This window comes from Microcystis sp. BLCC-F209, from assembly GCF_041928595.1.
Taxonomy (GTDB): Bacteria; Cyanobacteriota; Cyanobacteriia; order Cyanobacteriales; family Microcystaceae; genus Microcystis.
Genome location: NZ_JBHFLL010000161.1, coordinates 1 through 14,290, shown reverse-complemented (window position 1 = coordinate 14,290; position 14,290 = coordinate 1). Strand labels below are relative to the sequence as shown.

General features: G+C 44.0%; 14 protein-coding genes and 1 pseudogene. 6 read left to right on the top strand and 9 right to left on the bottom strand.

The genetic code is table 11. From position 1 onward, the window contains the following. A partial coding sequence (locus tag ACE1AQ_RS09850; RefSeq protein WP_374808334.1) for a hypothetical protein occupies positions 1 to 447 on the top strand: 447 nt, incomplete at its 5' end. A gap of 62 nt (positions 448 to 509) precedes the next feature. On the opposite strand, the gene ACE1AQ_RS09845 is transcribed toward ACE1AQ_RS09850, so the two are convergent. After that, positions 510 to 704: a hypothetical protein gene (locus tag ACE1AQ_RS09845; RefSeq protein WP_002738625.1), complete on the bottom strand. Its 195-nt coding sequence runs from the start codon at positions 702 to 704 to the stop codon at positions 510 to 512. 197 nt (positions 705 to 901) lie between these two features. Next, a pseudogene (locus tag ACE1AQ_RS09840) lies at positions 902 to 1,075 on the bottom strand (DNA starvation/stationary phase protection protein); the annotation flags it as partial. A 430-nt stretch (positions 1,076 to 1,505) separates the two neighbouring features. Between ACE1AQ_RS09840 and ACE1AQ_RS09835 the strand changes: the two are divergent. Continuing rightward, positions 1,506 to 3,149, top strand: coding sequence for a Ppx/GppA phosphatase family protein (locus tag ACE1AQ_RS09835; protein WP_106909025.1), 1,644 nt, complete (start codon positions 1,506 to 1,508; stop codon positions 3,147 to 3,149). Positions 3,150 to 3,431: 282 nt separating this feature from the next. Further along, positions 3,432 to 5,081 carry an alpha/beta hydrolase gene (locus ACE1AQ_RS09830; protein ID WP_110545100.1) on the top strand — a complete coding sequence of 550 codons (1,650 nt, stop codon included), beginning with the start codon at positions 3,432 to 3,434 and terminating at the stop codon, positions 5,079 to 5,081. A 133-nt stretch (positions 5,082 to 5,214) separates the two neighbouring features. Here the strand turns inward: ACE1AQ_RS09830 and ACE1AQ_RS09825 are convergent, their stop codons facing one another. Both ACE1AQ_RS09825 and ACE1AQ_RS09820 read right to left on the bottom strand, forming a co-directional pair. Next, a complete protein-coding gene (locus ACE1AQ_RS09825; protein ID WP_008205740.1) occupies positions 5,215 to 5,505 on the bottom strand; it encodes a DUF3082 domain-containing protein in 291 nt (96 codons plus the stop codon). 53 nt (positions 5,506 to 5,558) lie between these two features. Next, complete coding sequence (locus tag ACE1AQ_RS09820; RefSeq protein WP_008205739.1) at positions 5,559 to 7,826, bottom strand: GspE/PulE family protein; 2,268 nt, start codon at positions 7,824 to 7,826, stop codon at positions 5,559 to 5,561. Between the two features lie 676 nt (positions 7,827 to 8,502). On the opposite strand from ACE1AQ_RS09820, the gene ACE1AQ_RS09815 reads away from it, so the two are divergent. Next, positions 8,503 to 8,730, top strand: coding sequence for a hypothetical protein (locus ACE1AQ_RS09815; protein ID WP_216644853.1), 228 nt, complete (start codon positions 8,503 to 8,505; stop codon positions 8,728 to 8,730). Between the two features lie 30 nt (positions 8,731 to 8,760). Further along, positions 8,761 to 9,051 carry a hypothetical protein gene (locus ACE1AQ_RS09810; protein ID WP_008205735.1) on the top strand — a complete coding sequence of 97 codons (291 nt, stop codon included), beginning with the start codon at positions 8,761 to 8,763 and terminating at the stop codon, positions 9,049 to 9,051. 262 nt (positions 9,052 to 9,313) lie between these two features. On the opposite strand, the gene ACE1AQ_RS09805 is transcribed toward ACE1AQ_RS09810, so the two are convergent. Continuing rightward, complete coding sequence (locus tag ACE1AQ_RS09805; RefSeq protein WP_008205732.1) at positions 9,314 to 9,646, bottom strand: 2Fe-2S iron-sulfur cluster-binding protein; 333 nt, start codon at positions 9,644 to 9,646, stop codon at positions 9,314 to 9,316. 62 nt (positions 9,647 to 9,708) lie between these two features. Between ACE1AQ_RS09805 and cimA the strand changes: the two genes are divergently transcribed. After that, the gene (gene cimA, locus ACE1AQ_RS09800; RefSeq protein ID WP_008205730.1) at positions 9,709 to 11,349 is read left to right on the top strand and encodes a citramalate synthase; all 1,641 of its coding nucleotides are present in this window, start codon (positions 9,709 to 9,711) and stop codon (positions 11,347 to 11,349) included. A 96-nt stretch (positions 11,350 to 11,445) separates the two neighbouring features. Here the strand turns inward: cimA and ACE1AQ_RS09795 are convergent, their stop codons facing one another. From ACE1AQ_RS09795 to ACE1AQ_RS09780, 4 genes are all read right to left on the bottom strand, one after another. After that, on the bottom strand, positions 11,446 to 11,940 hold the full coding sequence (locus tag ACE1AQ_RS09795) for a hypothetical protein (RefSeq protein WP_008205728.1): 495 nt from the start codon (positions 11,938 to 11,940) through the stop codon (positions 11,446 to 11,448). A gap of 288 nt (positions 11,941 to 12,228) precedes the next feature. Next, entirely contained in the window at positions 12,229 to 13,029 is an 801-nt protein-coding gene (locus ACE1AQ_RS09790) for a tetratricopeptide repeat protein (RefSeq protein ID WP_110545098.1), read from the bottom strand. Positions 13,030 to 13,071: 42 nt separating this feature from the next. Beyond that, positions 13,072 to 13,605 carry a 5-(carboxyamino)imidazole ribonucleotide mutase gene (purE, locus tag ACE1AQ_RS09785; RefSeq protein ID WP_066029554.1) on the bottom strand — a complete coding sequence of 178 codons (534 nt, stop codon included), beginning with the start codon at positions 13,603 to 13,605 and terminating at the stop codon, positions 13,072 to 13,074. A 24-nt stretch (positions 13,606 to 13,629) separates the two neighbouring features. Then, positions 13,630 to 14,290, bottom strand: a 661-nt coding sequence (locus tag ACE1AQ_RS09780) for a Uma2 family endonuclease (protein ID WP_374808329.1), incomplete at its 5' end; no start/stop codon positions are given.

The following is a 14,290-nucleotide window of genomic DNA, read 5'->3' as shown; positions in this document are numbered from 1 at the left end:
TTATCAGTTATCAGTTATCAGTTATCAGTTATCAGTTATCAGTTATCAGTTATCAGTTATCAGTTATCAGTTATCAGTTATCAGTTATCAGTTATCAGTTATCAGGAGTCAGGAGTCAGTTATCAGTTATCAGTTATCAGGAGTCAGGAGTCAGTTATCAGTTATCAGTTATCAGTTATCAGTTATCAGTTATCAGTTATCAGTTATCAGTTATCAGTTATCAGGAGTCAGGAGTCAGTTATCAGTTATCAGTTATCAGTTATCAGTTATCAGGAGTCAGGAGTCAGTTATCAGTTATCAGTTATCAGTTATCAGTTATCAGGAGTCAGGAGTCAGGAGTCAGTTATCAGTTATCAGTTATCAGTTATCAGTTATCAGTTATCAGTTATCAGTTATCAGGAGTCAGGAGTCAGGAGATTATTTTTATTTATTCTCCCCAGTTCATAATTCATAATTCATAATTCATAATTACTCACACCTTTTCAACAGGATTGAGAATCAGAGGCAAATTAACGCATATTATTGACCGCACCACTAACCAAACCAGCGCTAACATAGCGACCATAACCATCAAGACGGTTTTGTTGAGCGATTCGAGAGGGATTATTGACGAGATCGGCAACTCCCACACCCATCATCACCACGGAGATAACTGCGATTAAGTAGTTACGGACAAAAGTTGGATTTTGGTGGCTGACTAACATGGTTGTTACCTCTCTTTCCTGTCGATAACCTTAGAATACGAGAGGGTTTGGGGTGATGTCAGTCCCATAATTCTGGGTGACAGAAGTGGAAAAAAGTGGAATCCACAGATAAGCTGTTCCCCAGGGGGTGAAAATGGCCATAAAAAAAGAGAGTCTAGTCTTCGACCCTCTATTGGAGATGATTGACCCAGATGCTATTAATTGGCACTATGACCAACAAAGGCAACAGTTAAACTGTCTCGGGTTAAGAAATGACTGAGATGATAGGCCCTTTCTTCGGTTTTCAGGGGGATTTGTTCGTAGAGATAACGGGTTCCCCTGTCACCTAAACTTTCAGCTTGGGAAGCTTGACGACGGAGAATTTTGATCACTCTCAAGTTATGAATTGTTTCTCCCCACACCCCACTATCCTATACTTTTTAAACAGGATTTAGGATAAAATGGGTTTCTAGTCGCAGGCATGGACAAGCTGGCTATCCTAAACCAGAGGGGAAAGATGCTCTTTGGTCTCCTGGTTATTCTGTTTCTTCTGTGGGATCTAAGCCTTTGGCAGTTCTCAGATACTCTATTAAGAAGCAAGAAAAGCCGTCGTTCTACCACGGGGTTTTCAACCCAAATTTTCGATAACTGCTATACAAAGCTAAAATTGCGGCGCCGAGGCGGACAATTAGAGGGATAATAAGACCAACCCCGATCGATCGGGTGTCAGCGGCAGCGGAGTTAGCTGCCGATGCTCGATAAGGTTATTTGCCCTTTTCCCTAACCCCTATCCACCGACTGGTAACTGATCACTGATAAGCGATGGTGAATATTTCTAATCAAGTTACACCCGATCAGGGACTAGCTCCCCTGGCAAAAGTCCCCGATGCCCAAATCCTAGCGGCGATCGATATTGGTACGAATTCGGTTCACATGGTAGTGGTGGAAATTGAACCGTCTTTACCCGCTTTTACGATTATTGCCCGAGAAAAGGATACAGTTCGTCTCGGCGATCGAGATCGGAAAACCGGTAAATTAACCCTAGTAGCCATGGAAAGAGCGATCGCAGCTTTAAAACGCTGTCACGATTTAGCTATTAGTCTCCATGCGGATCAGATTATTGCCGTCGCCACCAGCGCCACCCGGGAAGCGGCCAACGGTGACGAATTTTTGGCTTTAATCGAGAAAGAAGTCGGTATTTCTGTAAATCTTATCTCTGGACAGGAGGAAGCGCGCCGGATTTATCTCGGTGTCGTCTCGGGGATGGATTTCCAAAATCAAGCCCATATTATTATCGATATCGGTGGCGGTTCCACGGAATTAATCTTAGCTGATAGTCAAGAAATTCGCTTTCTTAGTAGTACCAAAATCGGCGCGGTGCGTTTGACCCAGGATTTCATGACCACCGATCCCATTAGTACCACAGAATTGGCCTATTTAAGGGCATACACCCGCGGAATGTTAGAGCGGGCAGTAGAGGAAATTAAACATCATTTACAGCTGGGAGAAGTGCCGCGGTTAGTGGGAACTTCTGGGACGATCGAAACTTTGATGACTATCCATGCTTTGGAGAAATTGGGGGAAATTCCCAATCCTTTAAATGGCTATCAATTAACCCGCAAAGATGTCAAAGAATTAGTCAAACGTTTCGCCACTTTGGACTATCACCAAAGACTGGCAATTCTGGGGATGTCCGATAAACGGGCCGAGATAATTCTAGCCGGTTCGATCGTGCTTTTGGAAGCGATGACCATGTTAGATGTTGATAAGTTAGTTCTCTGTGAAAGGGCCTTGCGAGAAGGGGTAATCGTCGATTGGATGCTGACCCACGGGTTAATTGATAATCGGTTACTTTATCAGAGTGAAATCCGCCAGCGCAGTGTCTTGAAAATAGGCAAAAAGTATCAAGTTAATTTAGAATCTGCTGAGAGAATAGCGACATTTTCCCTGTCTTTGTTCGAGCAAACTCAAGGTCAATTACATTCCTGGAATCAGGAGGCTAAAGATATATTATGGGCGGCGGCAATTTTACATAATAGTGGTTTATATGTTAGTCATGCGGCCCATCATAAACATTCCTATTATTTAATTCGCAATGGTGAACTGTTGGGCTATACAGAAATAGAGTTAGAAGTTATCGCTAATATCGCTCGTTATCACCGCAAAAGTAAACCGAAGAAAAGACACGATGATTTTATGAAATTAACGGAATACTATCAGTATATGATCAGACATTTAAGTGCTATACTGCGCTTGGCTGTGGCTTTAGATCGACGACAAATAGGAGCGATTAAAAAGATTGAATGTAAGTACGATCCTGAGTATAGAACCCTACATCTGCATCTTTTTCCCAATAATGCTGAAGATGATTGTGCTTTAGAATTATGGAGTTTAGACTATAAAAAACCTGTTTTTGAGGAAGAATTTGGTGTGAAAGTGGTGGCAACTTTGGCATTTTTACCCTGAAATCTTGAAATCGGCAAGATGGAAATTTTCGAGACTTGTTACCTATTAAGTAGTCGTAGAAAATTAATTTCTTGGTTAGGATAGGCACTCATACACTCATGCAAAAAGTAGTGAGATATGTATAATTAATTTTGCCCAGGTACTTATTCTAGGTCAAGATTATCGATCAAGGTAAATTGATAACTTTTGTTGATAATCAAACAAGAAAACCGTTAAAAACTGCTAGGTTACTGTTATAATCCAGGAGGAATAAGATCGCAGGAAGAAAAGGAGCAGAAAAACTTGTTGCAATTAGCCAAAATTAGCCGCTCAATCGCTCTGGGTTGCTTAGGAACGATACTGACTAGCTTTCCTGTCCTCTCGGCCGAGAGAATCACTTTTATCTTAGTGCCCTTTAGTCGTACCCTAGAAATTAGTTCCCTAGAAAACTTTGCCAAAACTGGCAGAATTGACGCTAATCTAAGACAATATTTAGGTAATACAACCGCCGAACAACAAAAAGAATTTCGCCAAGCTTTAACCACAAGTAAAGAAGTTAATCCCGTCCTGATCTCGCGCTTTTTTAACACCAGAATGGGGGAAGATATCCTAACCCTTTTAGGGGAACTGATCACCATTCAAGGGGGTATTAATGGTAAATTTGCCCTGCGTTCTGCCCTAGTTAAATCAGCCTTTGAACCGGAAGGGGTAACTATTCTTAACCTGCTGCGTAATCTGCCCACTAATATGCAGATTGATGTCACCAGAGTGCAAAGATTAGCCCGGGCGATCGATATCGTCCTGAAAGCCACCACAGTATTCACGGAAAAGGTGGCGCAATTATCCTTAAAAGAAGCTAAAAAGGCCGGTGAAATTAATTTTACCGCCATGACCGACCCCCGACAACCGGGACCGCAACAAGTGGAACAAATGCGGCTGGATTTAACCGATAGCCGTCGTCAGAGGGAACTTTATCTAATCATTGTCAAACCCAAGGGGCAATTAACCGAGAAAACCCCTGTTATCGTCTTTTCCCACGGTTTAGCTTCCCGTCCTGAAGATTTTGTCCGACAAGCGGAACATTGGGCTAGTTACGGTTATCTCGTTGCCATGCCCCAACATCCCGGTAGCGATACCCTACAGGTGCAGAATCTGCTCGCCGGTTTATCGCGGATGGTTTTTTATAGCAACGAATTTGTCAATCGTCCATTGGACATATCTTTTGTGATCGATGAATTGCAAAGACGCAACGCTAGGGAATTTCAGGGGCAATTAGATTTAGATAATGTGGGAGTCGCTGGACATTCCTTCGGCGGTTATACAGCCTTAGCTGTAGGTGGAGCGACGATCGATTTCGAGAATTTACAACGGGACTGTCAAAGAAGATTAGCTTTTCTCAATCTCTCCCTCTTGCTGCAGTGTCGTGCTTTGGATTTACCCCGAGAAGAATACAACTTTCGCGATCCGAGAATAAAAGCGATTTTTGCGGTTAATCCGTTTAATTGGAGTATTTTCGGGGCTAAAGGACTGGCTAAGATCGAAATTCCCACTTTTGTGGCGGCAGGAACCTACGATCCCGCTACCCCCGCTATTTTTGAACAGGTGCGCTCTTTTCCCCTGCTCAATACTGAAAATAAATATTTAGCTCTGATTGAAGGTCAAGCTCACGTTGATTTTTCGGTACTAGATGCGGGAATTAACGAAGCGATCGAATCCGTAGCCGATCTTACCCTGCCAGCACCATATCTGATCGATAGTTACGCCCATTCCCTATCTTTGGCCTTTTTTGAGGTTTATATTCGCAAAAACCCCAGCTATAAACCTTTTTTACAGGCGGCCTATTCCCAATATCTTAGTCAAGGCCAAGAGTTTAGATGTTTTCTGATTACCCGCGCCTCCTCGGCCGCTTTAGAACAACTCATCGAAGATTTTACCGCTCAAAATGTCCGTTAATCGGTTATCAGTTATCAGTTATCAGTTCACTGTTTACTGTTTACTGGACGGCTACGCCGTGCCTTTGGCAACACTGAAAAGCTCCCCACTTTCCCACTTCCCCACTTCCAATTCATAATTCATAATTCATAATTTATATTTTTTGAGGGCCTTTAAGTAGTAATTGGATAGCCAAAAGAATTAAACCAATGGTGACAAAAACAAAAATAAAGGTTCCTAGAGAAGCTAAACCAAAAACTAAAGTCCGGACAGCACTGCCAATTCTCAAGGCGATCGGACTGTGAGCAACCATTGGTTTTGAGTAAAAAGAATGACCGATCGCTGCCGTGAGATAATAGAGAATTGTCCCCAGTGCTGCCGAAATTGCCGCACCAACTAAACAGCGAGTAGGAGTAACTTTTTTGGTTTCTAATTCTGTGGTCATTACTTTTTAGTTCTCAAATATTGTCCAGGTTAAATTTTAATTCTTTTCCCCGACTAAGACCAAGGATCGAGGGCGGAAGGAAAAAAGGTATCGACTGGCGAGGAGACGATCAGTTCTTGATTCTGGTCTAGTTCCCGTTTTAACTGTTCCCAATCGCCGGGGTCGGTTAACTCCTCATAAACAGGATCATCGGAAACGATCGCTTCTTTGTCCGATGACCAGTTTCGGGAAGGAAGGACTGGATTAGTCAAATCAGGCAACTCCTGGTCGATAGTAGTTGGATTTGCGCTCTCAGGGGAAGCTATGGGCGAATTTAGGCTAATTTCTCGCTTTAGTGACTGTAATTCACGGTTGAGAGCCTGTAATAACTGCTCGATCGCCTCGATTCTCCCGAAAACATCCGGGGGAATCTCAGGATTATTGGCAGCAGAGAGGGAGGGTAAAGTTAATTGATCAGCCATGACGCGCTCGATTTCCTCTAGGGTAGTATAACCTTGGCGGACTAATTCCAAACCGTAGGCGAGGAGAGACTTGAATCCTGCCCGTGTTGCCGCTTTTTTGAGTATATCGGCGGGTTTCTTGCCAGCGATGCAAGTTTTCAGGTCAGGGGTAATCGTGATTACTTCAAAGACCCCAATCTGGCAATGATAACCGCTGCCGTGACAATGACGGCATAATCTGCCTTTTTCCCGCGCTTGGATGATTTCTTCGGCAGTGAGGGAATTAGCTTTATAAAAGCTGTATTGAGCAGCTTGGGCGGGAGAAAGACCAAATTTAGCTAATTCCTCCCTTTTTGGTTGATGTTTCAGCCGACAAACCGGACAAACCCGTCGCACCAGTCTTTGATTGATCACTCCAATTAGGTTATCAGCCACTAGGGCCGGCTCCGCTAATTGATGGAGGCGAGCGATCGCGGCAAAGGCATCATTGAGGGGTAAACTAGAGATAACTAAATGTCCAGTCAAAGCCGCTTCTAGGGCATGGGTAAGGGTGGCAGAATCCGCCAGGCGATCGATGCCGATGATATCCAGGTCTTGATGGCGCAAAGAGGGCAAAATCGAGGCATAATCTCGGCCTTGACCATCAGCGATTTCCACTTGGGTAATACCGTTAAGGCTGCGTTCGATCGAGGTTTCCAGGGTAGCGATATTAACCCCACCCCGGTTTCGATGGGCTAGTAGAGAATAGAAACTGGTGGAACAACCGCCTCCGGCCGGTGCGGTGAGCAGAATCAACCCCGCCTGGCGATCGATCATGGTGCGTACCAGTTTACAGGTTTCTTGGCTAGTAATCAACTCATCGAGGAGCCAAAGTGGCGATCGAGAATCAAAAACCCGCAGGAGAATTTTTTCTCCCTGTGGACGGGGTAGGGTGTGGAGACGAAAATCTATTTTGCGACCGGAAAAAGTTATGGTCATTTTTCCCTGTTGGGGTCGCGATTTTTCGCTGACATCGAGGTTAGCCAGAATTTTAAACCGTGAGATAATCCCTGGGGTCGCTTCTGGAGAAATCGGTTCCCAGGCAGAACGCAGGAGACCATCTTGGCGAAAACGGACAGTTAATTGATTTTCTTGGGGTTCTAGGTGAATTTCCGTGGCTTTACTTTCGATGGCTTGAAGCAGGATATTATTAACGACACTGACGATCATCCTTTGATTGGCCTGTTGAATCAGACCGAGATCCTTGTCGGCTAATTTGTGCTGGGGATGGGGGAGAGATTGGCCATCTTCAAAAAGGCTGGTTATGTCAACTATGGTCTCTAGCTCTTGTTCTTCGGGAAGAAAACGGCTAGATAGGGCTTCTTCTTGGCGAGAATGATAGATTTCGACCAATTTATGGTAATCTGCTCGATCGATGACACGACGTTCAAACTGCAATTCTTGATCTCGGAGGATACGACGTAAATCATCGAGAATCTCCTGATTAGCCGGATCCACCATGGCTAGGTGCAGGACATTGGCAGCGGATTGCTGTTTTTGTAGGGGCAGGATCCGATAACGACGGCAAATTTCCAAGGGAAGGAGCGTGCGAAACAGATTCTCGATTTCTCTCCAGTCGAGGGTCTCACTTTCAGGGTCAAGATATTCTACCCCATACTTGGCTTTTAATTTTGACAGTTGTTCGAGTCGGTAGTATGCCAGTACCTCTTTGGGTAAAGGACGGCCGGTGATCAGGGGTAAAATTTCGATTAGAGGTAGATGACTTTTCTGCCTCTCGATCATTGCCTTTTGTAGTTGCGGGATCGTGACATAACCCGATTGCACTAACTTTTGGGCAAAGGAAGACAGCTTGGTAGGAAGTTTCTCGTTTGCTGATGACATGGAATAGAGCCAGTTAAGACTGTACAACCCACTACATCCCTATAGTATGCCCATTTTTTCAGTGCAGCTAACAGGCAAAAGAAAATTTATCCCACTTTTTGCACTTCTTAACATTCAATTGATAATTTTTACTAATATATTGCTTAACACCGATTCCCCGTGGGGACTATAGCGACAATGAGACTCAATCCGTTGAGTATAGGCTACTTATGAGGACAGGCACTCATGCAATAGGCAAAAGGCAAAAGAGGTAATAGATAATCAGTTTTTAATAACCGAATTTAGTATGATTGATTTTTATCAAGGTGAAGAATCGTAATTTTTTTTCTCAGAAAAAATCAAGTATTGAAAATGTTCTCAATCGTAGTTTCTACAAGGAAGCTTTTTCGTCAAAACATCTTGGGGAATGTAACAATATATAGAGGTGATGGTTTCTGGGTTGTGCATCTCAATTTGGTCGAAATATCTCGAGGACATTTTGGGCTCCCGCGGTCATTGGTGTCAACTTAAGCAAGAAGCTGAATGATCAAGAGTAGCTGATCATCCCAGAGAAAGGAAGTAAAAAATGGTAAAATAGCCCAGAGAAATCAGAGGTGAGTCAGGGGAAACGCACTCTAAGCAACGAGCGAAAAAAGAGGGGAATCCCGACTTACGCCGTTAATGTCAGTCACCCACCTTGGCAATTCCTCCCATGGTAGAAGAATTAACTCAATACTTAACACCCACTTTATTTGCTCCCTTAAAATATCTCCAGGTAAATCATGAGAAATTAATGAGAAATAGGCTTTTAAATCCACCAGTAATGGTCCCTTTAGTATTGAGCTTAGTCTATTGTCAAATAGCGGGATTAAGTGAAGCAGTAAGAGTCTTAAAAGAAGAAGGATTATTATGGGTAAAGCCTTGAGAAGTAAGTAAACAAGCTGTCTCCAAACGCTTGATCCACTTACCCTGTGAAATCTGGTCAGTTCTGCTCAAACAGGTGTTAGAGAAAAGTCAGGAAAAACCGCAAAATCTGCCGAGAAAAGCCCGATGGCCAAGAGTTAGACCAAAATTTACTGCTATCTGGATAGCAGATGGCTCAACCCTAGAGCAGTTAAGAAGAAGACTCAAAATCGCCCCAGAGCAAAAAGTGCAATTGGCCAGTAAGATAATGATGATAGTGGCAGCATTCAGCCAATGTGCTAAGTTATTTAGCCGACGGAGCTCAACTTTTTGGCTTAGTTAAAGCTGAAAGTAAACGACACAGGCAAAGGGATGCTCTCTCTCAACAAATTTGGGCGGCTATTTCCTTAAGTTGACACTAATGATTGCCTGCGTCCTCTTTGAATAACTGCTGCTGCTCACCTATAGGTGAGGGAAAGTCACAGATAGGAGATCGACCCGCAGTAATCAGTCATCAGTAATCAGTGAAAAGAAGGCTGCGAACTTGCCAGTTAATAATTTAACACTTTAACACTTAATACTGTTCACTGAAAACTCAAAACTGCTCAGTGATCAGTGATCACTGAGTCTCCTTGTCCCCAAAAACCATCGTATTTAGTCACTTCAATATCACCAAAAACTCTGACTTGACAAGCAAGACGACGGTGATTATCGGGGTTATGGGGAGGTAAAGAAAGACGCGCTTTTTCCTGCCAATTGATAGCAGAAACTTCGCCCACAATTGCCACCGCACAGGTTCCACAGCTGCCGATGCCGCGACAATTGATCAACTGGGAACCGCCGTTATACAAAGAAATGTCATGTTTTAATAATACGCGGCGGAGATTTGCACCTCGATCGCAGGTGATTGTTTGACCGTAAACTGTTATTCTAGGCATTAGGGACGTGATTTTAAGTGGCTACAGTTATTAATTAATATTAACACTTATTGACTATTTCTATGAACAATGGTAAGCGCATTTGGGTCTATGACACTACTCTCCGGGATGGGGCCCAGCGAGAAGGTATTTCCCTCTCCCTAGAAGATAAAATTAAAATCGCCAGGGAATTAGATAGAATGGGTATTCCTTTTATCGAAGGCGGTTGGCCGGGCGCAAACCCTAGGGACGGTCAATTTTTCTGGAAAATGCAGGAAGAACCCCTAAAACAAGCGGAATTAGTCGCTTTTTGTTCCACTCGTCGCCCCCATATCGAGGCCCGGGAAGATTCGATGTTAACCGCCATTCTCGCCGCTAGAACCCGTTGGGTGACAATTTTCGGCAAATCTTGGGATATGCACGTCACAGAGGGCTTAAAAACCAGTCTGGAGGAGAATTTAGCCATGATAGGAGATACGATCGAGTATCTACGCTGTCAGGGAAAACGAGTCATTTATGATGCCGAACATTGGTTTGATGGTTACAAAAATAACCCCGAATACGCCCTTTTAACCCTCAAAACCGCCCTAGCTGCTGGGGCCGAATGGTTAGTTTTCTGTGATACCAACGGTGGCACTTTACCCCAAGAAATCGCCCCGATTGTGGAGAAAGTGCGGGAGCAATTGGGCATCGATCCTGATAACGAAAATGGGACTAAATTAGGCATCCATGCTCATAATGACGCAGGAACCGCCGTGGCTAACTCCTTAGCGGCAGTTAACGAGGGCGCACGCATGATTCAAGGCACAATTAACGGTTATGGGGAACGCTGCGGCAATGCCAATTTATGTACTTTAATTCCCAATCTTCAGTTAAAAATGGGCTTTTCTTGCCTAGAAGAAAATCAATTAGGCCGATTGACGGGAACTAGCCGAAAAATCAGCGAAATGGTCAATTTAGCCCCAGATGATCATGCTCCCTTCGTCGGACGTTCCGCTTTTGCCCATAAAGGTGGTATTCACGTTTCTGCGGTGGCGAAAAATCCCCTCACCTACGAACATATTAACCCGGAAGCGATCGGGAATCAGCGCCGCATCGTCATTTCTGACCAATCGGGATTAAGTAATGTGTTAGCGAAAGCGCGCAGTTTTGGCATCGATTTAAATAAAGATGATCCCACCTGCCGGCAAATTTTGGAACGTTTAAAAATCTTGGAAAGTCAGGGTTATCAATTTGAGGCAGCCGAAGCTAGTTTTGAGTTATTAATGCGGGAAGCTTTGGGACAGAGAAGCCACCTTTTTGAATTAAAAGGATTCCAAGTTTATTGTGATATGCTGCGGGATAGTGGTAATGCGATCGCTACAATTAAAGTACGGGTAAAAGAGGAAGATTTATTAGAAGTGGCCGAGGGTAACGGACCGGTGGCCGCTTTAGATCGAGCTTTAAGAAAGGCTTTAGTCAAATTCTATCCCGAAATTGCTAACTTTCACCTGACCGATTATAAAGTGAGAATCCTCGATAGTGGTTCGGGGACGGCAGCGAAAACTAGGGTTTTAATCGAGTCAAGTAACGGTCAACAAAGATGGACTACCGTGGGAGTGTCTAGTAATATTTTGGAAGCTTCCTATCAAGCAGTAGTAGAAGGAATTGAATACGGTTTATATCTGCTGCAAAACAATAAACTAGAATTATCGGGTCAATTTTGTCCTTTGGGGATAATTTAGGGAACAGTTATCAGTTATCAGTTATCAGTTATCAGATTTTTTATCCCCACACCCTACACCCCACTTCCTGCTCCCCTGTCTGGGATTGAATCACTACTAGGATAATAATCTAGTGACGACAGAATTTTGCCAACGACGAGCCAAGGCCCGCAGATACATATTAACGGGAAACTGATAATATTCGATAATTAACCAGAGTAAACAAATACCATGGCAAACAAAGGTTAAAATCGACCAAAATAGAGGCAACCATGACAAAGGACTCCCCTCGACTGGAGGAAAAAGATAGGCCCCCGTAGCCACAATTGCCGTGGGAAAAATCACAAATCCTAAACCGATAATTAAGTAAAAACCTGCCATCTCCATTCCTTCTCTCGGTAAACCCTGCCAATACTTACCATTCCAATACCAAGTTAAGGGTAATTGACTATCGGCCATTTTTAAAACCTGTTGTTCTAAATTAGCAGTAAAAATGTGTTGACAAAAGTTACAAGCATAGGCTTCCATTAGTGGTAAAGCGGCAATTTTACCATGGCGACAGACGGGACAAGAATAGGTATCGTGATAGTTTAATTGGGTTGGCTCGGTCATGGTTAATGTGAGTGAGAGTAAAAAAGGCCATTGCAGATACAGCAGTTATCTTAATGGTAAGGTGCAAAGTTTTCTTTTTGGGGAACGGGGAACAGTAGCCGGTCGTCCAGAAATGATAATTTAACCATATCTGGGTCGAGGAAGTTCGAGCATTTGTACTAAAAATTCCCCGACGCAGTTTAAATGCAGTACAACCCAGCACATCTCAACTGTATCTTAGTCGCCGATTTCCAGATAATTTGCCTCTCAGTCCCGCTACTGCCAGAAAAATTGCTATTTAGTCCTTCTTTACTTTAAGTTAAGAAACTTATCTAAGGCTAGAACCATATTTGGCGGCCAACGGCGCACGCTTTTTACCCAATCGAGGTCTTGATAGCGGGTATCCATGCCGACGGCGGCTACCCAATTGCTTTCCGCCTCTCCCTGTTGTCCTTGGGTCCATAAAACGGCGGTTAAGGCGGCTCTGACATCGGGAAACATGGGGTATTTGCGGGCAATATTCCGCATTTTTTGGACTGCTTCCGGATATCTGCCCAATTCGTACAGGGCCAGGGCCAGATTAGCTTGCGCCCAGGCAAAATTCGGGGCTAGTTGAGTGGCTTGGCGATAGTCTTTGACGGCGGCTTCCCAGTCCCCTAAACCGCCCTCAGCGTTGCCGCGATTGTTATAGGCAAAGGCATCATTGGGATCTAGTTCTAAAACTTTATTATAATCGGCGATCGCTTCTTGATATTTGCCTTCTCCTTCTAAAGCGGTGCCGCGATTGAGGTAGGGATCGGGGGCATCGGGGGCAATGGCGATCGCTTGGTTAAAATCAGCGATCGCATCCTCTAATTTATTGAGGCTGACTCTGGCATTGCCGCGATTACTCCAAACGGCGGGGTTAGTGGGGAATTTGGCGACTAATTCGGTCCAATAGTTTTCGGCTTGGACGTAATCCCCTTTTTCTGTGGCTTCTAGGGCTTTTTCGGCGATAACTTCCCCTTCTCTCATCTGTTCTTCGCTAATAGTCGGGCTATCGGCATAAGCGGCCATCGGTAGGGCAAAAAAGAGTAATAGACTCAATACACAAGCGGTGATCCAACGCATAATTACTTAATAATTTGTTACTTAATCTTTTCTCAATCTACCCTACTTAGGTGAACTCTGCCCTAGATAGTCTTGATAGCCTAGTCGTTGAAGATTGCTTTGTTTTTCGAGGACGGAATCGGTGAGGGATTGACGATAGGCGATAACTTGCTCTAAAAGATCAGTATTACCGGTGGCGAGAATTTGAACCGCTAAAAGTCCGGCATTTTTGGCATTACCGATCGCCACCGTGGCCACGGGAATGCCTGCGGGCATCTGTACAATTGAATAGAGAGAGTCTAGCCCTTGTAAAGTGCGTGTGACTACGGGAACTCCAATCACGGGTAAGGGAGTTAAAGATGCTACCATCCCGGGTAAATGGGCAGCGCCGCCGGCTCCAGCGATAATCACTTTTATTCCCCTTAAATGAGCGTTTTTGCCGTATTCAAACATTTTTTCGGGGGTACGATGGGCCGAGACGATGGCGACTTCGTGGCTAATCTGAAAAACCTCTAAAACTGCGATCGCTTCCTTCATGGTGGGTAAGTCGGAATCACTGCCCATAATTACACCCACTAGGGGCGCTGCTGTCACCATAACTACTAGAAAATAATATTTCCCCTAAATTGTATCGGGATCGATGCCTAATTCTCGCAATTTTTGGGCCAATTTTTCCTTAGCTTGTCGTTCCCTTTCTTTCTCTAAAAGAGCCTGTTCTTTCTCTAAAATAGCCTGTTCTTTTGCCTGTCGTTGCTGTAATTCCGCTTCTTGAGGAGTGGGGACTAATTGACCATCGGCGGTAAAATAACGCAGTTTACGGTCAAATATGCCTAAATATAATCCTAACTGTTCACTCCACAGATAACCCTGTTCATTGGGAGAAATGGCTTGATATTGTCCCTCAATTAGTCTAAATCCCTGCAATTCTAAACTATTGGGATCGAACCAAAAATAATTAGGAGTGCGAAAGGTATTTTGGTAGAGAATTTTCTTGTTATTGCGGTCAATATTGGCCGTAGAATCGGAGAGAATCTCGACAATTACATCCGGATATTTACCCTGTTCTCCCCAAACTACCCAACTTTTGCGGGGACGTTTTTCGGTATCTAAAACCACAAAAAAATCTGGACCACAGAAATCACGTTTTTTTAGTTGTTCCTCGTTGTAGTAGATGGTTAGATTTCCCGAAGCGTAGTAATCACTCCTCTCGCGCCATAATAATTCTAGACAACTAAGGAGAATGATGATCTGTTGCAGGTGTAGATCACTTTCCAATGGTGGT